General features: G+C 60.1%; 18 protein-coding genes, 1 tRNA gene and 2 pseudogenes. 14 read left to right on the top strand and 7 right to left on the bottom strand.

Features of this window, described 5'->3' with window-relative positions; genetic code table 11:
* Positions 1-34: 34 nt before the first annotated feature.
* The 3 genes from AABM52_RS21540 to AABM52_RS21530 all read left to right on the top strand — a co-directional run bounded on the left by AABM52_RS21540 (position 35) and on the right by AABM52_RS21530 (position 2,149).
* Complete coding sequence (locus tag AABM52_RS21540) at positions 35-571, top strand: glyoxalase superfamily protein (RefSeq protein ID WP_347907801.1); 537 nt, start codon at positions 35-37, stop codon at positions 569-571.
* A 66-nt stretch (positions 572-637) separates the two neighbouring features.
* On the top strand, positions 638-1,153 hold the full coding sequence (locus AABM52_RS21535) for a PaaI family thioesterase (RefSeq protein ID WP_347907799.1): 516 nt from the start codon (positions 638-640) through the stop codon (positions 1,151-1,153).
* A gap of 63 nt (positions 1,154-1,216) precedes the next feature.
* Positions 1,217-2,149, top strand: coding sequence for a Na/Pi symporter (locus AABM52_RS21530; RefSeq protein ID WP_347907797.1), 933 nt, complete (start codon positions 1,217-1,219; stop codon positions 2,147-2,149).
* 13 nt (positions 2,150-2,162) lie between these two features.
* On the opposite strand, the gene AABM52_RS21525 is transcribed toward AABM52_RS21530, so the two are convergent.
* Positions 2,163-3,776, bottom strand: coding sequence for a sensor domain-containing diguanylate cyclase (locus AABM52_RS21525; protein WP_347907795.1), 1,614 nt, complete (start codon positions 3,774-3,776; stop codon positions 2,163-2,165).
* An 817-nt stretch (positions 3,777-4,593) separates the two neighbouring features.
* Entirely contained in the window at positions 4,594-5,283 is a 690-nt protein-coding gene (locus tag AABM52_RS21520) for a crotonase/enoyl-CoA hydratase family protein (RefSeq protein ID WP_347907793.1), read from the bottom strand.
* Between the two features lie 307 nt (positions 5,284-5,590).
* On the opposite strand from AABM52_RS21520, the gene AABM52_RS21515 reads away from it, so the two are divergent.
* From AABM52_RS21515 to AABM52_RS21485, 7 genes are all read left to right on the top strand, one after another.
* Positions 5,591-5,680: transfer RNA gene (locus tag AABM52_RS21515), tRNA-Ser, on the top strand.
* Positions 5,681-5,844: 164 nt separating this feature from the next.
* Entirely contained in the window at positions 5,845-7,188 is a 1,344-nt protein-coding gene (locus AABM52_RS21510) for a serine hydrolase (RefSeq protein WP_347907791.1), read from the top strand.
* A complete protein-coding gene (locus AABM52_RS21505; RefSeq protein WP_347907790.1) occupies positions 7,185-7,505 on the top strand; it encodes a YbjQ family protein in 321 nt (106 codons plus the stop codon). The genes AABM52_RS21510 and AABM52_RS21505 overlap by 4 nt, the downstream gene beginning before the upstream one ends.
* Before the next feature lie 146 nt (positions 7,506-7,651).
* Positions 7,652-7,840, top strand: coding sequence for a hypothetical protein (locus AABM52_RS21500; RefSeq protein WP_032829518.1), 189 nt, complete (start codon positions 7,652-7,654; stop codon positions 7,838-7,840).
* A 312-nt stretch (positions 7,841-8,152) separates the two neighbouring features.
* Positions 8,153-8,521 carry a hypothetical protein gene (locus AABM52_RS21495; protein WP_007988063.1) on the top strand — a complete coding sequence of 123 codons (369 nt, stop codon included), beginning with the start codon at positions 8,153-8,155 and terminating at the stop codon, positions 8,519-8,521.
* Between the two features lie 167 nt (positions 8,522-8,688).
* The gene (locus tag AABM52_RS21490; RefSeq protein WP_347912665.1) at positions 8,689-9,102 is read left to right on the top strand and encodes a glycine zipper domain-containing protein; all 414 of its coding nucleotides are present in this window, start codon (positions 8,689-8,691) and stop codon (positions 9,100-9,102) included.
* 16 nt (positions 9,103-9,118) lie between these two features.
* Entirely contained in the window at positions 9,119-9,301 is a 183-nt protein-coding gene (locus AABM52_RS21485) for a hypothetical protein (protein ID WP_347907787.1), read from the top strand.
* Between the two features lie 30 nt (positions 9,302-9,331).
* Here the strand turns inward: AABM52_RS21485 and AABM52_RS21480 are convergent, their stop codons facing one another.
* Positions 9,332-12,694, bottom strand: a complete 3,363-nt coding sequence (locus AABM52_RS21480) for an RHS repeat-associated core domain-containing protein (RefSeq protein WP_347907785.1) — start codon at positions 12,692-12,694, stop codon at positions 9,332-9,334.
* A 247-nt stretch (positions 12,695-12,941) separates the two neighbouring features.
* On the opposite strand from AABM52_RS21480, the gene AABM52_RS21475 reads away from it, so the two are divergent.
* Positions 12,942-13,637, top strand: coding sequence for an HAD-IA family hydrolase (locus tag AABM52_RS21475; RefSeq protein ID WP_223466072.1), 696 nt, complete (start codon positions 12,942-12,944; stop codon positions 13,635-13,637).
* A 140-nt stretch (positions 13,638-13,777) separates the two neighbouring features.
* On the opposite strand, the gene AABM52_RS21470 is transcribed toward AABM52_RS21475, so the two are convergent.
* Complete coding sequence (locus AABM52_RS21470) at positions 13,778-14,524, bottom strand: 3-oxoacyl-ACP reductase family protein (RefSeq protein ID WP_347907784.1); 747 nt, start codon at positions 14,522-14,524, stop codon at positions 13,778-13,780.
* A gap of 124 nt (positions 14,525-14,648) precedes the next feature.
* On the opposite strand from AABM52_RS21470, the pseudogene AABM52_RS21465 reads away from it, so the two are divergent.
* The 3 genes and pseudogenes from AABM52_RS21465 to AABM52_RS21455 all read left to right on the top strand — a co-directional run.
* A pseudogene (locus tag AABM52_RS21465) lies at positions 14,649-14,834 on the top strand (LysR family transcriptional regulator); the annotation flags it as partial.
* A gap of 36 nt (positions 14,835-14,870) precedes the next feature.
* Positions 14,871-16,409, top strand: coding sequence for an IS3 family transposase (locus AABM52_RS21460; protein WP_347907057.1), 1,539 nt, complete (start codon positions 14,871-14,873; stop codon positions 16,407-16,409).
* A gap of 4 nt (positions 16,410-16,413) precedes the next feature.
* Positions 16,414-17,181 (top strand): annotated as a pseudogene (locus tag AABM52_RS21455) (substrate binding domain-containing protein); the annotation flags it as partial.
* A gap of 115 nt (positions 17,182-17,296) precedes the next feature.
* Here the strand turns inward: AABM52_RS21455 and AABM52_RS21450 are convergent.
* The 3 genes from AABM52_RS21450 to AABM52_RS21440 all read right to left on the bottom strand — a co-directional run bounded on the left by AABM52_RS21450 (position 17,297) and on the right by AABM52_RS21440 (position 20,904).
* Positions 17,297-18,025: an aspartate/glutamate racemase family protein gene (locus AABM52_RS21450; RefSeq protein ID WP_008017624.1), complete on the bottom strand. Its 729-nt coding sequence runs from the start codon at positions 18,023-18,025 to the stop codon at positions 17,297-17,299.
* A 56-nt stretch (positions 18,026-18,081) separates the two neighbouring features.
* Positions 18,082-19,623, bottom strand: a complete 1,542-nt coding sequence (locus tag AABM52_RS21445) for an NCS1 family nucleobase:cation symporter-1 (RefSeq protein WP_347907782.1) — start codon at positions 19,621-19,623, stop codon at positions 18,082-18,084.
* Positions 19,624-20,169: 546 nt separating this feature from the next.
* Positions 20,170-20,904, bottom strand: coding sequence for a phosphoadenylyl-sulfate reductase (locus AABM52_RS21440; protein ID WP_347907781.1), 735 nt, complete (start codon positions 20,902-20,904; stop codon positions 20,170-20,172).
* Positions 20,905-21,012: the final 108 nt, after the last annotated feature.

Raw genomic sequence — 21,012 nt, 5'->3', positions numbered from 1 at the left:
CGAGCACCAAAGCATCTCGGCTACAGGAGCAGTCATGTTTTCAATCGAGCAGGCCAAGCAAATGGCCAAACAGTTGCGCGCCTCGCTGGAGGAACGCAATCAAGCGGTGACCCATTCCACCGCGCTGGAACTGGTCGCGAAGCAACTGGGCTACAAGGACTGGAACACCGCGTCGGTGATGCTTGCCCAGGCCAACACCCCGCCAGCGCCGAGCATTACCTTCGATAAACCCATCCCCATTTTGCGCAGTTTCGACGAAGCCAAGGCGCGGGAGTTCTATCTGGATTTCCTTGGCTTTAGCGTCGAGTTCGAACATCGTTTCGAGGCGGATTTGCCGCTGTACCTGGGCATCAGTCGCGACGGGCTGCAACTGCATCTTTCCGAGCACCACGGCGATGCCAGCCCGGGCTCGACGGTATTCGTGCCCATGCAAAATATCGAATTGCTCAGGGATGAATTGCAGGGCAAGCGCTACGGCTACGGACGCCCGGATATTGTTCAGCAGGGCTGGGGCAAGGAGCTGCAAGTCTACGACCCGTTCGGCAATCGGATTCGCTTCTGCCAGTATTGATCAGGCGGTGCGGACCAGGGCGACCCGGTCCGCTTTGAACCACCCAGTATTAAGGATGGACACGGCATGACCACGCAGGACACCTCGCTTCAAGACATCGCCGCGCCTGAAGGCGTTTGTTATGGCTGCGGCAGCCAGAACCCGCACGGGCTGCACATCAAGAGCTTCTGGCATGAAGACGGGGTGCATGTCATGGCGCAGCATATGCCGGAGGACAAGTACTGCGGCTGGCCGGGGCTGGTTTACGGCGGTTTGATCGCGATGCTGGTCGATTGTCACTCCAACTGGGCGGCGATGGCTTATCACTACCGGGCAGAACAGCGCGAGGTCGGCAGCCTGCCTCACGTTACATGCGTCACCGGTAACCTGGGCATCAAGTACATCAAGCCCACCCCGATGGGTGTCCCCCTGACACTGCGTGCAAGAGTCGAGGGCGAGGTCGGGCGCAAAAGTCGGGTCATTTGCGAGGTCTTCGCCGGGGATGTGCTGACCGCTGTCGGGGACTCCACGTTTGTCCGCGTCGATACCGAGCAACTCAGGGCCGACGCGCACGATCGCAAGGTCGACCCCCATCAGGCTTGATGCCGGAAAAACCGCAGTCAATCGTAAGGGAAAACGGATGAATCAGTGTTCTGGGCGGTGCCGATGAGCGGCCTGCAATGGGTGTTCGCTGCGGTTTCCGCAATCATCCTGTTTATCTACGGTCTGCAAGGCTTCAGCCGGGAGTTGCGGGCCATCGGTGGCGATGCGTTGCAGGCCTGGCTTGGGCGGGTGACGGCCAGTCGCTGGAGTGGTTTTGCCGTCGGTGCGCTGGCCACCGCGGCCATGCAATCGAGCAGTGCCGTCACATCGCTGACAACGGTGCTGGTCGATGCGTCGGCCATTTCGTTCCGTGCCAGCCTTGGGGTGTTGCTGGGCGCCAATGTCGGGACGACCGCGACGGCCTGGCTGGTGTCGCTGAAGCTGACGAGTATCGGCCCCTTCTTCATTGTTCTTGGCGCGCTGCTTTCGGCGCTGCCCAGGCATGTGAGTGTCGTCGGTAAGTCGGTGTTTTATTTCGGGCTTATATTTTTCGCGCTCGATCTCATCTCGACCGAACTCAAGCCGCTCCAGGCGCAGCCGGTATTCATCGAGTGGATCTCCCTTGCCCAGGCGCCATGGCTGGGCATTTTGACCGGGATGGTGTTCACCGCCATCGTGCAGTCGAGCAGCGTGACCAGCGGCGTCGCCATCTTGCTGGCCCAGCAAGGCGTGCTGCCTGCCGAGGCGGCGATCCCTATCGTGATCGGGGCCAACGTCGGGTCGACGTCGACCGCGTTGCTGGCCAGTGTCGGCATGAGCGCGGTAGCCCGTGCCACCGCCATTGCCAACGGCCTGTTCAACATCGCCGGCGCCATCGTGTTTTTCCCCTTTCTGCCGCAGTTCTCCCAGGCCATGGTCGAGTTTGCCGGCGACCCGGGGATGGCAGTGGCCTGGGCGCACCTGATCTTCAACCTGACCACTGCACTAGTATTGCTGGTGTCTCTGGACTGGATAGAGCCACCGATCCGCAGGCTGTTGCTGCGCGATCAGGCTTGATCCGCCGCGACGTCTACGCCATCACCCGGTTGCGCCCGCTCTGCTTGGCCAGGTAGAGACGCTCATCGGCCCGTTTCAGTACGCTTTCGGGTGTCAGGGTGTCCGTGCCCTGGCAAGCCACGCCGATGGACATGGTGAGCTTTCCAACCTGCGGCACCTCGGCCTGCGCGATGTGCTCGCGTATCCGTTCGGCAATGGTCCGGGCGATCTCCTGCGGCGTATCCGGAAGGATCAGCGCAAACTCTTCACCACCGGAGCGGCAGGCGAGGTCGCCGGCCCGTGAGTTCTGTTTGAGGATATCGGCGACCTCCTTGAGTGCCACATCACCGGCGTCATGTCCGAAAGTGTCGTTGACCCTTTTGAAGTGATCGATATCCAGTGCCAGCACCGAATAGGCCCGGCCGGTTTTTGCCAGCAGATCCAGGACGCTGCCCATGGCCCTTCGATTGGCCAGGCCGGTCAGGGGATCGCTTTGCGCTTCATGGCTGAGTTGGCCGAGCTTTTGCTGGAGCAGCTGCACGCCGGTCAGCATGGCCTGGCGAATGGTCGACGCATCGCGGTACCAGGCATGGACTTGCTGCAGTTGTTCGGTCGTTTGCGGTGCGGCCAACTGGTTGGCGGCCGCCGACAACTGACGCAACGGGCGGGCGATCAATGACGTACCCAGCAAAATCAGGCCCAGCCCCAACAGGCCGGCGGGAATCATGCCCAGCACCATATTGCGCATGAGTTGCCCCAGCGGGGCGAGGCTGCGCTCCCTGGGTTGTTGCACCACGACCGCCCAGTTGGCGTCCGGCACCTGGGCAAAACCGGCCAGCATGGGGATGCCTTTGTAGTTCGGGCCTTCCAGGGAGCCACTTTCGCCGCGCAAGGCCGCATCCACCGACAGGCTCCAGCCCAGGACCTCGCCGATCCGCTTCGGGTCCGGGTGATACAGCAGCCGCCGATTGCCGTCGGCGACGAAGGCAAAGGTGCCTTCATGATGAAAGTGACGGCTGATGACCGTATGAAATGCGCTTTGCTTGAGCAGGTAGACGGAGCCGCCGACGACACCGAGGAACTTCCCCGACGGGTTGAAGACCGGTTGTGAAATGAACACCACCAGATTGCCCGCCGTGGAAACGTAAGCCGCGCTGACCGACGGGCGACGCTCCTTGAGTACCTGCTCGATGCCCTCCGAGGACAGGTTGGTGCCGACGATCTGCAAGGTATCCGGGTACGCCTGGAGCACCTTGCCATCGGCATCGACAATGGCGATGGAGTTGAAGTCGGAATCCTGGGCCTGCAGGCGAATGGCTTCTTCGCGCAGCACTTCGGGGTCGTTCCAGTGCTGGCCAAGCGTATTGGCGCTGTAGTCCAGGCGACTGTGGGCCGAGTTCAGGAACTCACCGATGCTGGAAGCGACCTTGGCGGCGTAGGCGGCATTGGCCTCGAGCGTCGAATGGATCAGGGACTGACGCTGCACCCGGTAAGCGACGTAGAGGCTGTTGCACAGCGTCGCCAGGACCGAGAGCAGGACGAAGAAAAGAATCAGCCCTCGCAGGTCGATGGGAAATGGCCTGGACAGCTTCGCGCGGCTACCTTGCTCGTTGAAGGCACTGTTGGGGTCATCCGCTGGCGTCACCATTTTCGATCCATGAATGGGAGTGTTGTGAGGGGAGGAAGACTGCTTTGCAGGATAGGCAGAGAGCGCCGGGTTGTCACATACAGGCCGGAGAAAACAGAACCGGGCCCTTGCGGCCCGGTTTTTTGTTGGTGCGCCAGGCATGGCGCGTTGCGCGCAAGCGCAACCAGTTTGGCTGTGGTGGCCACGCTGGTGACTTGGAGGTGAAAGTCCTCTACACACCCGGCAAGGGGAAGTGTTAGCCAGAGGCAAGGGTGTCGCGGGTGACTGCGAATCTGAAGGAAGCCCGAGGCAAAATGCTGGCCTGACGAACAGGAAGCGGATTAGGCGGTGCAGCGGGGTAAGAAGGCCAATATCTTCAAAGCCCAATACTTGCACGGAACGCTGTGACGTAGATCCGACAGGCATAAGCAGGAAGGTCGCGCGAATTACCCTGGGAGATCTGTTTAGCCTGCCATGTGCTACCGGCGTCGCGAGATGACGGGATGGGCGACAGAAGTCAGCAGAGGCCGTAGTAGTTGCTCGAAACCGGAGTAATGAAGGGCTGAACCTGCCATGAGTGGATAGTCGGGTGTGATCTCTGCTGGAGCGTAAAGCAGAAACTCCGCGTAGCGGGGGTCGAGACCATCAGGAGGTAGGAGCCGGAAGCTCCGAGGGCCGGTCTGGGCGCTTAGATACCGCAGGCGACACATCAACGGAACCAAGCTCGCTGACGTTGTTTATCAGTAGGCAGGAACCGCCGTATACGGAACCGTATGTACGGTGGTGTGAGAGGACGGCGGGGGCAACCCCGCCTCCTACTCGATCAGCAGATCCGGGCTTAGCCCAAATGCTCCTGATCCTGGATGATCGCGTTGTCCAGGGCCTCCAGCAACGCTTTGCGCACTTTCAGTTTGGTGTTCTTGTGCGCGGTCATGTTGATCTTCTTCAACTGACGAGCCGCGGCCAGTGCCGCGCCTTGCAGTTCTTCAGGCGAGACCACCACATCAAGGAAGCCGGCAGCCACGGCACCTTGTGGATTGAACATCTCGCCGTTGACCACCGAACGCTGCAACGCCACTTTGTTCAGGCGGTCACGGGCGATCTCGATACCCGCGTGGTGCATGGTCATGCCGATCTGCACTTCGTTCAGGCCAATGCTGAACGCGCCGTCTACGCCGATGCGATAGTCGGCCGACAACAGCAGGAACGCGCCTTTGGCCACCGCATGCCCCGGGCACGCAACGATCACCGGGAAGGGGTGCGATAGCAGGCGGCGGGCCAGGGTCGAGCCGGCGGTCACCAGTGCCACGGCTTCTCTAGGACCGGCCGTCATCACCTTCAGGTCATAGCCACCAGAGAGAATGCCCGGCTGGCCGGTAATGATCACCACCGCACGATCAGTCACGGCCCGATCCAGCGCAGCGTTGAACTCGGCAATCACATCTGGGGAGATGGCGTTGACCTTGCCATTGCTCAAGGTCAGGGTCGCGATACCGTCTTCGAGATGGTAGGAAATCAACTCACTCATGACGCTATTCCTTTCAATAAAGTTGGGCAGACGTTACCCACCGCCGCAAGCCAGGTAAAGCGCCGTGACTGACTCGCCAGTCACCCTCTGCCCGCCCGCCAGGCGTAGCCCGCCGTGCCTGCCGCGTATTCCCCTCTATATAGAAGAGGGCACGAAGCCGGAGATTGGCCGGTTTGCCATGGCCCGGAACGACCAGAAACGCTGAATCGCGTTAACCGCATGAAAATTCTGAAAAAATATTTGCCATCGGAAAAGCTTTCGACTACATTAGCGCGCCTCGACAGACAGAACTTGTTTGAAGAGATACGGTGAAGTGTCCGAGTGGCTTAAGGAGCACGCCTGGAAAGTGTGTATACAGGAAACTGTATCGAGAGTTCGAATCTCTCCTTCACCGCCACATTCGATGTAAACAAAACCCCTGGTTTCGAAAGAAACCGGGGGTTTTGTGTTTTAGGCGTTTGATTTTCGGCAAGTAAGAAACAAGAGGCGTCTACCGCACTGGCAGTGACCTGGCAGGCCCGGCTGTTAGACTGCGCAAACTCTTCGAACGGAATCGACATCATGCCCCATCCTCGTGCCAGTTTTCGCGGCGCAGCCAGGCTCATCGCGGCTGTGTCGTTTGTTGCCAAGTCATCACTGGCCCTCGCATCCGCCCCTGCAACTTTTCCCGACGCTGAAGCCAGTGACCCGGCCAGACTCGGGTGGATGGTCGGTTCTCCACCCCCTGCCGATCGCACCGTGCGATTTGAAGACGGCAGCTATTTCCAGTTCCCGGCAATGCGCTGGAGTGTTTCGAATTTCCGGCAACTGATGCCGACGATCAACGTTTCGCGCGGCCTGGGTGCTCCGGTTCCACTGGAGACAGTGCTGCGCAAAGAGATCGACGGGATCAGTTTCGTCCCCCTTGGCGCCAAGGCGCCTATGACCTGGGAGCAATCCCTCGCGGCCACGTACACCGATGGCATTGTGGTGATGCACCGCGGGAAAGTTGTCTACGAACGTTACTTCGGCGTGTTGAAGCCGGACGGTCAGCACGCGGCGATGTCAGTGACCAAGTCCGTGGTCGGAACGCTGGGTGCCATGTTGGTGGCGCAGGGGCGCATCGATGCTGACAAGCGGGTTGCCGAGTATGTACCTGAGCTGACGGATTCTGCGTTTGGCAGCGCCACGGTGCGGCAGGTGCTCGACATGACCACGGGCCTCAAATACAGCGAAGACTACGCAGACCCGAACGCCGAGGTCTGGGCCCATGCCAGGGCAGGCAACCCGTTGCCCAAGCCCAAGGGTTATGAAGGCCCTCGCAGTTACTACGAGTTTTTGCAGACAGTGCAACCGCAAGGCGAGCACGGCAAAGCGTTCGCCTACAAAACCGTCAACACCGATGTGTTGGGCTGGGTCATTGCCCGCGCCACCGGCCGCAATGTTGCGCAACTGCTGTCGGAGAACATCTGGAGCCGGTTGGGTGCCGAACAGGACGCCTATTTCACCGTGGACTCCATCGGCACGCCGTTCGCCGGTGGTGGCTTGAATACGGGGTTGCGGGATCTGGCGCGTTTTGGCGAGATGTTGCGTAACGGCGGTCGGTTCAACGGCCAGCAGATCGTGCCAGAGGCAGTGATCGACGATATCCGTGGCGGCGGTGATAGGCAGGCTTTCGCCAAGGCGGGGTACACATTGCTCAAAGACTGGAGTTACCGGTCGATGTGGTGGGTGACGGACAAGGAGGGCGGGGCGTTCATGGCGCGTGGGGTTCATGGGCAGCGCATCTATGTCGACCCGAAGGCCGAAATGGTCATCGTCCGCTACGCATCCCATCCGGTGGCCAGCAACTCGGCCAATGATCCCGTCACTTTGCCGGCGTTTGATGCGTTGGCTGAATTTCTGAACAGGAAGGAACACCCATGATCATCACCACAACCCACTCCGTCGAAGGTCGGCAAATTACCGCCTACCTGGATATTGTCAGCGCCGAGTCGGTGCAAGGGATCAACGTTGTCCGCGACGTGTTTGCCGGGATGCGCGACTTTTTCGGCGGGCGCTCCCAGACACTGGAGCGAGCGTTGAAGGAAGCACGCATTCAGGCCACCGATGAGATCAAGGAACGGGCACAGGCGCTTCAGGCGGACGCGGTAGTCGGGCTTGATTATGAGATCAGCATGCCGGCCGGCAAGGGCGGGATGGTCGTGGTGTTTGTGACCGGGACGGCGGTCAAATTGAGGTGAAAGGTGAGAAGCCATTCGTCGGTCACGAGGAAATCAGAACGGCAGGTCCGTTAGTGACCGGCTAGTCTGAAAAACCTTGGCGATCGATATTCTTTCAGGCAAAGGGCTTGCCGGTGTCGGTCGCGCTTTTTGAAAGGGGTGAAGAGATGGCTGATCCGTATATCGAGGACGATGGCGCAGAATTTCCGATCAACAACTCCGTGCGCTGTGGCCAGACCCAGTATGTGGCCAGTTTCGGCGAGGACCAGACTGAGGTCGACAAGATCAAGACCAGGGCGTGCCGGGTATTGAAGGGTAAATTCTTACCCAAGGTGACAGCACCGGTCAGGAAGTAAACGAAGTCAGGAAAACCCCGTCATTTAATGGGTTTTTTTATGCCTGAAAAGATTTTGTTACAAGTTTTTTAAGGGGGCGATCTTTCACAAACTTTTCACGGCCCCCTCCGTAATCTCGACTCATCCGTTAGAAAGCAACACCTGGCCCGTTTCCCCAGCGGGCTTTTTTTTGTCCGCGATAAAACCTTTTCGGTAAATGCTGTCCAATCGTCGCCAATCGCAAAGTTGGACCGGCGTGCTGGACTTTTTCCGCGCAAAAGCATTCAATCTTGCCCCCATTTTTGTATACCCCTATTTTTTGAGGTTTTTGTCATGCGTTTAACACTGCCCGCTCTGGTTCTGGGGCTTCTGGTTGCTCAAGGTGCAATGGCTGGTGACGGCACGGCCGCGTTGGGCGGTGGCCTGGGCGGCGCATTGGGTAATGTGGTCGGCCAGAAGATGGGCGGCAGCACTGGCGCCGCGATTGGCGCAGGCGTCGCAGGCGCGGCGGGCAGCGCAGTTGCCGCCAAAAAAGGTCATCGCACCAGCGCTGCTATCGGTGGCGGTGTCGGTGCAGCCGGTGGTTCGGTGATCGGCAATAGCCTCGGCGGCAAGTCCGGTGCCACCATCGGTGCAGGCCTGGGCGGCGCATTGGGTGGCGGCGTAGGCAGCAACCTGGCCAATGGTCACAAGCGTCACTGATCCTGATTCGGATGTGAAAAGAGCCCGGCTTGATGCCGGGCTTTTTCATTTATGAACGTTTCGCGCCGCAGCAGCTCAAATCTTCCATACCCTGGAAGAATGCGAGGCGTGCCATGAACCGGAAAACCAACGGCAAAAAAAACGGAAGCCTGAATGCTCGACTGTTGATGGTGCCTGCGATTGTTTTTGGATTGCTGGTCTCTCAGGCGGCGCTGGCGGGAGGTAATGGAGATGCCGCGGTAGGCGGTGGTCTTGGTGGGGTGTTGGGCAACGTTGTCGGTGGCCAGGTGGGCGGCAGTACGGGCGCAGCCATCGGTGCAGGTGTCGGCGGAGCGGCCGGTAGTGCCATTGCCGCGCCCAAGCACAGTCGCACCGAGGCGGCGGTAGGCGGTGGTTTGGGTGCCGCGGGTGGATCGGTGGTCGGCAACAGTCTTGGCGGTTCGACCGGATCGGCCATCGGTGCAGGCCTGGGCGGTGCAGCCGGCGGTGCGGTCGGCAATGATCTGGGGAGTGACAGCGGTCATTCCCATTCCGGCAACGGTCATAAACACTCGAACAAGCACCACAATAAGCATCACTAGTTGAGCGAGGCATCCCATGACTGTGAAAAGCGAAGGCAAGGAAGAAAAGGGCCCGAGCGGACTGCCATCCATCAACGATCCTGGCAATGAAGATCCGGGATCGCTGATGGATGATGCGACGGTGCCGCTTAACGATGCTGATGATGCGGGCGATGTGGGGAATATCGAGTTTGAAGATGAGGAAGAGGACGAAGATTGATCGAATCGTGCTGGCGGATTGACCGGTTATCTAGCTGATCGAACGTGTCCATCGTCCGGTCCTCGACATGTCTGGGCCTGAGTCTGCGCGATGTAAGTATTGTTTTGGAGATTTTGGAGAGAGCACGTTGGGCTCACCCTCATCAACCTTTGCTTCACCCAGCCCATCTCGCGCCGAGCCTCCTGCCATGTTCGCCAGTGGGCAGTTCTCGCTCAACCCCAGAGGACTCACCCACCCCGTCGGGTTCCGGGTGTGCCGATACGGGTTCAACCCACCGGCCAGCTTGACCGGATCCTGCGTCAGATAACGACCGATGTCGGGATGGTAGTAGCGATGGCGGTTGTAATGCAGGCCGCTTTCGGCGTCGAAGTATTGCCCCTGAAACCGTAGCGGTTGTTCGAGTCGTTCGCCATCGCCATCGCCCTGGCTCACTTCACGAAGTTTGCCGTGGGCGGTGTATTTGGCCGACCAAACGATGGCGCCACCGTAGCTGGTCAGTTCCTGTGGGGTGCCGAGGTGGTCGAGTTGGTAGTAGCACGGGCAGGCGTCTGGCCGGCCTTTGCCGTCGAGCAGCGCCAGCGGGCGATAGCTGCCGGGTTCGTAAACGTAGCTGCGGTAGTGCTCGGGAGCGCTTTCGGCGATGAGCTGGTCGCCTTGCCAGAAGAATTGCGTGGTCTGGTCGTCGACGGTTTTACGGATGCGCCGTCCGAAGGCGTCGTAGCGGTAGCTGACACTTTTACCGTCCGGGGGGCTGACGCTGATCAGGCGGTGCTGGCTGTCGTAGGTGTATTGGGTGACCTGGGGCGGGATACCACGGCGTTCGCGGATCAGGTTGCCGAAGGCGTCGTAGTCGTAATGGCTGTTGCAATGGCGGCGCAGACGGTTGCCCTGGAGCACGAGCGGACCCGGACGGCCGTGGATCAGCAGGTTGCCGGCCGGGTCATGGGTGAAGTTCTCCGCGAACTGGTCGCGGGTGTGGCGTACGCCGGTCAGGCGGTCGAGCGCATCGTATTGATAGCATCGTTGGCCCTGACGGCTGTCGGCAATCTGCAGCAGATTTCCCTTGGCGCTGTAGGCATATTCACGGCGGTACAGCGGTCGTTGTTTTTGGCTGACGGCATGGACCAGCAAACGACCTTGCTCGTCGTAGGCGTAATCGCTGAGCAGCAGGCCCTGTTGACGTTGCTGTTCGCGCCCGCCGACAAAACGGTGGCTGGTCAGGCGCGTACCATTGAGATCGATGGCAGTGAGGGCGCCCCCCTTGGCGTGGTGGTAGACAAGTACACAGCCGTCCGGCAGGCGCAGCCGCTTGAGCCGACCGCAGGCATCGTAGCCGTAACGCAGGGTGCCCCAGCCCTGATGCTCGACGATCAGCCGGCCTTGGCGGTCGTATTCGAACGCCAGCGGATGGTCCTGACCGTCATCGACGCGGACCAGTCGCCCGAAGTTGTCGTAGTGGTACTCGACCTTGACTCCGTCGGGCAGGGTCTTGAGCAATAAGCGCCCGGCGCTGTCACGTTGGTACTGTGTGACGAGTTGCGAACCGTCGTCGCCAAACTCGGTTTTCTCCAGCAACTGGCCATTACCGTCATACGCATACGCGGTACGACGGCCATCGAAGCCGGTTTCCTGTCGGATCAATCCGCCCGGCGTGTAGTCCAGCCGATAGGCGTCGCCGACCTCGTTTTCGATCTCGGTGAGCAACAGTTGCGCATGGTCATAGCCGTACTTCAGTGCACTGGCGTCGGGGTTGATCCGGCGGCTGACCAGGTGCAGGTCGTCGGCGTATTCGTAACGGGTTACCCGTCCCAGTTCGTCGGTTTCGGCGGTAACCTGGCCGTAGGCGTTGTAGCGATAGGCACGGCAGGCACCGGTGGGCAGCGTGCTTCGAGTCAGTCGACCCACTGAGTCCCACTCATAGCCGGTGACGGCACCGTGTTCGTCCTGCCGGGTAATCCGCCGGCCCAGCACATCATAGGAAAAAGTGCGATGGGCACCGTCCGGCAAGGTTTCCTCCAACAGTTGCCCCAGGGCGTTCCAGACAAACCGGTGGCCGCTTTGGTCAGGGAAGCGGATCGTCAGCAAGCACCCCTGCGGGTCGTAGAAATAGCGGGTGATCTGCCCTTCGGGATCGGAGACGGCAGTGACGTCGCCCTGGGTATTGCGCTGACAGGTCCACGTCGCCTGGCCACGGGTGAGGGAGCGCAGGAAGCCGTGGCGATACTCGCAGGATATGGGTGCCTCATCGGGCGCAAGCTGCGCGACCAACCGGCCGGCTTCGTCATACTGGTATTCGGTGACGGCGCCGAGTGCGTCCTGTTCGGCGATCAGGCGGCCCTGATCGTCGTAGGCCTTGTGCAGCTCACCGCCGTCGGGCCCGACCCGACGCACCAACCGTGCGCGGTTGTCATTAACGTAAACCTCTTCGCTGCCGTCGGCGTAGTTCACTGTCACGCAGCCTTGATCGTCCCAGGCGTAACGCGCCTCCATCCGCGTAAACGAGGCCCAATGATGGATGCAGCGGGCTGCCTTGCCGGAGCGTTCCCACGCCCAGAAGAAACTCGCGCCGCCGGCCAGTTGCCGTTGCAGGATGACGTGTTGCTCGTCGTAGTCGTAGCGTTCGCTTTCACCTGCGGCGTTGGTTGCCTCGATCAAGCGCTGGCGAGCGTCGTAGCGGTAGCTGACCAGTGTCTGTTCGGTGCGCCAGGTGTTCACCTCGGGGTCGCCGCGCTGAAGCACCTGATAGTCGACGGCCACCAGATGCTTGAAGTCGTAACGCAGTAATAAGGCGCGGTCGGCGCCGTTGTCCAGGCGCTGGATCCGGTCACAGCGGTCTCGCTGCACCGTCAGGCGGTTGCCGTAGGTGTCGCTGATCGCGCTGAGCCGGCCGTCATGAAAGTGGTAGAGCCGTGCGCGGTCGCTGGCCAGGGAAAGGATCAGTTCGTCCGGCTTCTCACCGAGGTAAATCACCGCTCGCGACAGGCAGTTGTGGATCACCGGGCGCTCCGCCGTCGGTCGGGGAAAGGGTGTGCGGCGGTTTTCGGGGTCGATCCACAGCACTTGCTCGCCGTGGAGTTCCAGGTGCTGGGACAGCGAATGGCTCCAGCCAAATCCGAGGCCGCTGTCGATTTCGACGGCACTGGTGCGGTAGAGGCGGGTGAAGTCGAAGGGCAGGATCCCGTCGAGGGTTCCGTCGGTGAGGGGCAGCAGTCCTTCGCCGGTAACCATCGACACCGCGCCGTTGTGGGTGGCGGTTCGCTCGACGGTGTCGGCGCTGTCGCCATTGGGGTTTTTCGCCCGTCTGGAGGCGTCCTCGTGGCGTTCAGGCTTGCCGGAGCGAAGTGTCAGGGGACCGCTGGCGGGGCATGCCAATACCTCTTGGGGATCGAACATCTGCTGTCTTTCGCTTGGCGGAGTGTGGAACGCGAAACTCTGCGGGGGATCGGCAAGGAAAGAAGTCGGGAAAGGTGGCGCTTGCTGTAGGGCGATTCGCTTAATCAGGGAGGGCCATTCGGCGTAGAACGGGATTTGATCATTGCCCTGAACCGGCGGCGCTCGCTATGCTGCTGAATCCTTTAATCCATAGGGCATCGGCCGTACCTGAGCTGCCCCGGATGCCTTAGAAAACGGATCAGATGCGATGAATGCACCACTGAAAGCATTCGGCCCGATCAAGGCCGTGATTTTCGATATGGACGGCTTGTTGCTGGATACAGAGGGCATTTACACCGAAGTCACGTCCATCATTGCTGCGCGTTACGGCCGGACGTTCGACTGGAGCATCAAACAGAACATCATTGGCCGGGGCGCGGGAGATCTGGCGCGCTACGTGGTTGAAGCGTTGGACTTGCCAATTACGGCGCAAGAATTTCTGGTGATCCGCGAGCCGCTGATGCGCGAGCGTTTTCCTACAGCGCAGGCAATGCCCGGCGCACAGGAACTGGTACGGCATCTGAAGGCCAACAACATTCCCATTGCCGTGGGCACCAGTTCTTCGAGCCAGTCGTTCGGCCAGAAAACCACCTTGCACCGCGACTGGTTCGCCTTGTTCGACTTCATCGTCACCGCCGATGACCCCGAAGTGGGCGCGGCCAAACCGGCACCGGATATTTTCCTGACGGCGGCGCGGCGCTTGGGTGTTGCACCCGAAGATTGCCTGGTGTTCGAGGATTCGCCTTTCGGTGTCACTGCGGCGAAAGCGGCGGGGATGACGGCGATTGCGATTCCGGATGCGGCAATGGCAGATGCAAAGTACGCACATGCCGATGGCATTCTTCGTACGTTGAAGGCGTTCGAGCCGGGCGCATTTGGATTGCCGGCGCTGGAATGGGCCTAGCTTAAAAGACGGGTCGACACTGGCAAATGTGGGAGCGAGCCTGTTCGCGAAATCGGTGTTTCAGACAACATCAACGTGTCTGATACCCCCTCTTCGCGAGCAGGCTCGCTCCCACAGTTATTGCAGTTGGCTGACAAGCATCAGGCGCCGAAACCACCGTCGATGGTCAGGCTAGCCCCGGTAATGTAGCCCGCTTCAGGACTGACGAGGTAGGCGACGAAGCTGGCGATTTCTTCGGCCTTGCCGTAACGGCCTACGGCCATCAACGGGATCAGGCTTTCCGCAAAGTCACCGTGTGCCGGGTTCATGTCGGTGTCGACCGGGCCCGGTTGCACGTTATTGATGGTGATGCCTTGCGGGCCGAGATCGCGGGCCAGGCCTTTGGTCAGGCCGACCAGTGCCGACTTGCTCATGGCGTACGGGCCGCCACCGGCGAAGGGCATGCGGTCGGCGTTGGTGCTGCCGATGTTGATGATGCGACCGCCTTCGGTCATGTGTCTGGCGGCGGCCTGGGTGGCGATGAATACGCTGCGCACGTTGATGGCCAGTGTCTGGTCGAAGTCTTCGAGTTTGAAGTCGGCCAGCGGTGCGACGGCCAGTACGCCCGCGTTGTTGACCAGGATGTCCAGGCGACCGAACGCGTCTACCGTAGCGGACACTGCGCCACGAATCGCTTCGGCGTCAGCGCTGTCGGCCTTGATCGCCAGGGCCTTGCCGCCCTTGGCAGTGATGCTGTCTTGCAATTCTTCGGCCTTGGCCGTGGAGCTTACATAGGTGAAGGCAACGGTCGCGCCTTCAGCGGCCAGGCGCTTGACGATGGCGGCGCCGATACCGCGGGAACCACCTTGAATCAATGCCACTTTGCCGCTGAGGTTCTGAGTAGTCATATCGATCTCCAAGTCCCGAGGCGAGATGTCCCGGTTGATGGAGCCTAGTATCGATTCCGGATTACCTGCTGTGTAGACCATAATTACGATAGTCTGTGTAAACCAAAAGTTTATAGTTGCGCCTATGGAAACCTTCAGCAGTATCGAATGCTTTGTGCGCAGTGCCGAGGTCGGCAGCTTTGCTGAAGCGGCGCGGCGCTTGAGCCTGACACCTGCGGCGGTGGGCAAGAGCGTTGCCAAGCTCGAAGCGCGCCTGGGTGTCAGATTGTTCCAGCGCAGCACTCGCAGCCTGACCCTGACGGAAGCGGGGATGCGGCGGAAATCTTGGACTACCTGGAGGTAGTTCATGTACTCATACGAAGACCGTATCCGAGCGGTCAAGCTCTACATCAAACTGGGCAAGCGAACCGGGGCAACTATTCGTCAGTTGGGCTACCCGACGAAGAACTCTTTGAAGAGCTGGCACGCAGAGTATGAGCGATGCCTCGACCTGCCGCGTGGCTACGAGAACTCGAAGTCGAAGTACTCACTGGCCCAAAGGGAAAAGGCTGTCGGGCACTATCTCGAATACGGTCGCAACATCGCCGCTACCATCAAGGCGTTGGGCTACCCCGCGCGGGATTCGTTGCGTGCCTGGATTTACGAAATGCACCCCGAGTTGCATACGCGTATTGTCGGTCGTTCAGACGGGTTAGCCCGGCCGCCAGCGGTGAAGCAGGCAGCGGTCATCGCGCTGTGCACGCGAAAAGAAAGTGCGAAAGCCCTGGCTCAAAAGCTGGGCGTGTGCAGGCCGACCTTGTACAACTGGAAAAACCAGCTACTCGGCCCAGAGGTATCCCCATCCATGAAGTGTCGGCTTGAACCCTCATCGTCACCGGAACGAGAGGAGTTGCAGCGGCAACTCGAATCTCTCCAGCTCGATGTTCGCCGTTTGCAGCTTGAACATGACCTGTTGATGAGGGCGAATGAACTCATAAAAAAAGAGACGGGCATCAACCGGCAAGTCCTGACCAATCGGGAGAAGACATTGCTGGCTGATGCCCTAAGGCAGAGGTACTCCTTGCTAGAGCTGCTTGACGCGTTGGGCTTGGCCCGAAGCTCCTATTTCTATCATCGAGCCCGAATGCAGGTCGCGGAAAAGTACACCGAAGCGCGTCGTGCCATGGCGGACATATTCGAGCGCAATCATCGTTGCTATGGCTACCGTCGGATGCGAGCTTCGTTGAGCAGGCAGCGTGTGCGCCTTTCAGAGAAGGTGGTGCAGCGCTTGATGAAGCAGGAGTGCCTAGTCGTCGCCAAGCCGAAACGGCGTCGATACGGTTCCTACCTCGGGGAGATCAGTCCGGCGCCGGAAAACCTCCTCAACCGCGACTTCACGGCCCTAGCTCCGAATGAGAAATGGCTGACCGACATCTCGGAGTTCCAGATCCCAGCCGGCAAGGTGTACCTGTCCCCCATGATCGACTGCTTCGATGGGAAGGTAATCAGTTGGTCGATCGGCACGCGTCCCGACGGCGAGCTTGTGAACACGATGCTGGATGCCGCTGTCGAAACGGTGGCCAGCAACGATAAACGGCCTGTTGTTCACTCCGATCGTGGCGCTCACTACCGCTGGCCCGGCTGGCTATCGCGCATCGCTGATGCGAAGCTGATTCGTTCGATGTCGCGCAAAGGCTGCTCACCTGACAACGCGGCTTGTGAAGGTTTCTTCGGCCGACTGAAAACGGAGCTGTTCTATCCTCGCAACTGGCAGTCAACGAGCATCGAGCAGTTCATTCAGGCCTTGGATTCATACATTCGCTGGTACAACGAAAAACGAATCAAGATTTCCCTCGGCGCGCTCAGTCCCATTGAGTATCGTGAAAGCCTGGGCTTCGCGGCATAACCAGTCCAAGTTTTTGTCCGCATCCCCAGCCGGTCAGTTGTTTCTCGGCGAAGTCAGCGGCAGCCTGCACACGATCCAGAATGCCGTGGCCAATCTCGCCAGCGCCGGAGGGCAGCCGGCAGGCACTTTGAAAGTCAGCATGGGGACGGTATTCGGCTGCCTGTACATTGTGCCGATGCTCGGCGAGTTTCTGCGACGATTCCCGGCGATCAACCCGGACTGGCACTTCGACAATCGCCAGGTCGATCTGATCGGGCAGGGGTTCGACGCGGCAATCGGCGGCGGCTTCGAATTGCCCCAGGGCGTGGTGGCACGCCGGCTGAGCCCGGCGCATCGGGTGTTGGTGGCTACGCAGGACTACCTGGAGACACATGCGGCGATCAGCGAGCCGGAAGACCTCAAGCACCATGACGGGATTCTGATCCGCTCGCCGCAGACCGGTCGGGTGCGCTCCTGGCAGTTGACCCATCGTAATCAGCATCACAGCCCGTTGACGCTCAAGGCGCGGATGACCATGAGCGATTCCGAGGCCGCCTGCGCCACGGCCGCGCAGGGTCTGGGCATTGCGCTGGTGAGCATGCCGTTTGCCTCGAGTTATCTGGAGTCGGGCAGGCTGCAGCGGGTGCTACCGGACTGGTACATCGACGACGGCTACACCTCGATCTATTACGCCGAACACAAACTGCTGCCCGGCAAGACCCGGGCGTTTGTCGAATTCGTCATTGAACAGTTTGTCGAGCGGGGGTTGGGGCAGCGGTTCAGTGCGGTTTGAGCAAGTCTTGAAACCGGGGTGCGGCCATCGCGAGCAGGCTCGCTCCCACACTGGATCTGCGACGTTCACAAATCCCTGTGGGAGCGAGCCTGCTCGCGATGAACGATGACGCGGTCTACCGGGCAAACCGCGCCGGCCAGCCAATGATGTTTTTCGGCCGCGGCGTCGCATAAGTCCGCACCTTCGACGTCGACAACCCCAACCGCACCAGGGACTCGGCAATGGTCACCGCCGCCGTCACCCCATCCACCACCGGTACCCCGGTTCGCCGGCGAATCTGCTCGTCCAGCCCGGCCATGCCGCCGCAGCCCAGGCAAATCACTTCGGCCTTGTCCTGGGTCACCGCCAGTTCGGCCTGATGCACGATGGCTTCCAGTGCGCGCTGCGGTTCGTGCTCCAGTTCCAGCACTGCCAAACCACTGGCCCGTACCGAGGCGCAACGGTCCCAGAGGCCGGAGAGCTTGAGGCGATCTTCGATCAGCGGCACGGTGCGGTCGAGGGTGGTGACCACGGAATAGGCGTGACCAAGAAACATCGCCGTGCTGGCGGCGGCGTCGGTGATATCCACCACCGGCACATTGAGCAGTTCCTGCAGGCCTTCACGGCCGTGTTCGCCGTAGCCGGCCTGGATCACGGCGTCGAACGGCTGGTCGTAGGACATCACCCGGTCCATGACCGCGATGGCCGCCAGGTAACTTTCGAAATTGCCTTCGATGGAATCGGCGCCGAAGTGCGGGGTGAGGCCGACGATTTCCGTGCCGGGCGATGCGACGGCCTGCGCCGAGCGGGCGATGGCCTGGGTGATGGATTCGGTGGTGTTGACGTTGACCACGAGAATGCGCATGGGGAGTCCTTATTGCAGTTGGTTCTGCGGCCCGAAAACGCCGGGCCGCGACAGGATCAGTGGCTGACGTTGTCGACCGCGATGGCTTCGCCGCTGACATCGGCGTAGAGCGGTTGGCGCTTGGCGATGATCAGGTAGAGCATCCCGGCGATGCCGGCACCAATCAGCCAGGAGAACGGCGATACGCTGTGGAACCCCGGCACCAAGGCCAGGACGATGGCGATCAGGGCGGCGGGAATGAATGCCGCCACGGCGCGCAAATTGACCCCGCGGCTGTAGTAATACGCGCCGTTCGGGTCTTCGCTGTACAGCTGCGGCACGTTGACCTGGCCTTTTCGCACCAGCCAGTAGTCGACCATGATCACCCCGTACAACGGGCCGAGCAGGGCGCCGAGGCCGGACAGGAAATACACGATCACCAGCGGACTGTTGTAGAGGTTCCACGGCAGGATCAGCACGGCGATGGTCGCGCTGATCAGCCCGGCGCGGCGGAAAGTCAGGTACTTGGGCGCCAGGTTGCTGAGTACAAACGCCGGGGCGACGAAGTTGGCCATGATGTTCACCGCCACGGTGACGATCAGGAACGCCAGGCAGCCAAGCACCAGGAAGAAGGTGTTGGGGATCGAGGCGATAATTTCGGTCGGGCTTTCGATGATCCGGCCATTGATCTGGAATTGAGCGCCGCACAGCAGGACCGTGATGCTGGCGAACACCAGGATATTCACCGGCAAGCCCCAGAAATTTCCGACCTTGATGGTTTTGCGGCACGGCGAAGAGCGGGCGAAGTCGCAGAAGTTGAGGATCAAAGTGCCGTAGATCGCCAGCCACAGTGCGCCACCGGCAAAGATGTTGCGCCACATCTCACCGCCAGTCAGGGGCTCGCGGATCGACCAGGCAATCGTCGCATCGGCCTGGGTGTACATCCACGCGGCAAGGGCGGCGACGGTCAGCAGAATCACCGGACCGGCAAATGCCTCGTAGCGCCGCACCATCTCCATGCCATAAGCAAGGATCGCCAGTTGCACGAACCAGATCGCGACGAAACACACCCAGCCCAAGGTCGACAGGCCGAGGATCGAGTCGTGGTCGTAGTCGGCGAACCCGGGATGGACCGCCATCAACAACACGCGAAAGACCACGGACGCAAGGTACGTCTGAATACCGAACCAGGCGATGGCGATAACGGCGCGGATCAACGCAGGAATCTGCGCACCGTGAATGCCGAAACTGATCCGGCTGATGACCGGAAACGGTACCCCGGTTTTCTGGCCCATGTAGCCAGACAGGTTCATGAAGAAGTAAACCAGCGCCGCGCCGATCCCCAGGGACAGCAGGATCTGCCAGCCGCCCAGGCCAAGGGCATACAGGCCGATGGCAAACGAGTAGTTGGCAATGTTGTGCACGTCGTTGGTCCACAGGGCAAAGATGCTGTAGCGACCCCAGCGCCGGCCTTCGGACTTGGTCGGTGCCAGGTCCTTGTTGTGCAATCGGGGGCTGAGCACCACGGGGGCGTGATGCGCCTGATTGTCGGCGGTGTGGGTGGATTGGGAGGAGGGTAGATCCAGCGCGATGTTGTTATTGGAGAGACTAGTACGCATTCCGGCAGGCTCCTGATGCTCGACGCCGCGATGACTGTGCTTGAGCGTTGGCTCGACAAATCTTCGTCGCGGGTGGCGAATATCATTGGTTACGGGGCATCTGCAGCCTGTACGGGATAGGGCGCTTCAGGCTTGCGGATCTAAAGTGTGTGTATGTTTTGATTTTATTGTATACAAAACATGTATACACTTAAGCCAGATCCATGCCAGTCGCGATTCTATAAAAATCAGTACTCATTTCGTTTTGTTATCGATAACGGATAACTGACTGAAAAATAGAAAATATAAATTGACCGATTGAACAGGTATTTATTTTTGAGCGGGGGGTGAAAGCGAGGTGATGGGAAAGGAGATGTAACTTTTTGGGGCGCTGAAACTAAAAGTGCACACACAAATGGCACCGATGGTGACATTCGTGTGTACACATTGTGTGTTGTGGCACATTGACTCTGTAGGAGCGAGCTTGCTCGCGAAAAACTCGAGAGCGTCGCAGGGGAATCAGGTTTACAGCGTTTTCGTTGACGACCATCGCGAGCAAGCTCGCTCCTACCCCTTGCTGATGATATTCCCCGCATGCAGCCCGCATTCCTTCTGCGTCGCTTCTTCCCACCACCAGCGGCCTTCACGCTCATGCTGGTTCGGAAGTACCGGGCGGGTGCAGGGTTCGCAGCCGATGCTGATGAAACCGCGTTCGTGCAGGCTGTTGTACGGCAGTTCCAGCATGCGGATGTAGCCCCAGATCTCTTCGCTGGTCATTTGTGCCAGCGGGTTGAACTTGTACAGGGTGCGTTCCGGGGTGGAGAACGCGGTGTCGATTTCCATCACCGCGACGGCGCTGCGGGTACCGGGGCTCTGGTCCCGACGCTGGCCGGTGGCCCAGGCCTTCACGCCAGAGAGCTTGCGGCGTAGCGGCTCGATCTTGCGGATGCCGCAGCATTCGCCATGGCCGTCCTTGTAGAAGCTGAACAGGCCTTTTTCCTTCACGAACGGTTCAAGTTTCGTGTAGTCCGGCGACACCAGTTCGATGTCGATCTTGTAGTGCTCGCGCACCTGATCGATGAAGCGGTAGGTCTCGGGATGCAAGCGGCCGGTGTCGAGGCTGAACACCTTGACGTTCTTGTTCAGCTTCCAGGCCATGTCCACCAGCACCACGTCTTCGGCGCCGCTGAAAGATATCCACAGGTCATCGCCGAACTCGGCAAAAGCGAGTTTCAGAATGTCCTGTGCGGACTTGTTGGCATAAGTCGTGGCGAGTTCCACGACGTCGAACGTTGGGCTCATCAGGGCGGCTTCCTACAGGTCGGTGGCGCTGGGCGCTCTATATGGGGTCGATGGTAACAAAAAGCTGCATGGGCCGGGGCATCCTCTGCGTTGCGCAGGCAGGCCCGA

It is taken from the genome of Pseudomonas grandcourensis, from assembly GCF_039909015.1.
Taxonomy (GTDB): domain Bacteria; phylum Pseudomonadota; class Gammaproteobacteria; order Pseudomonadales; family Pseudomonadaceae; genus Aquipseudomonas; species Aquipseudomonas grandcourensis.
The sequence above is the reverse complement of the archived record's forward strand: the minus strand, read 5'-3'. Positions and strand labels throughout refer to the sequence as shown.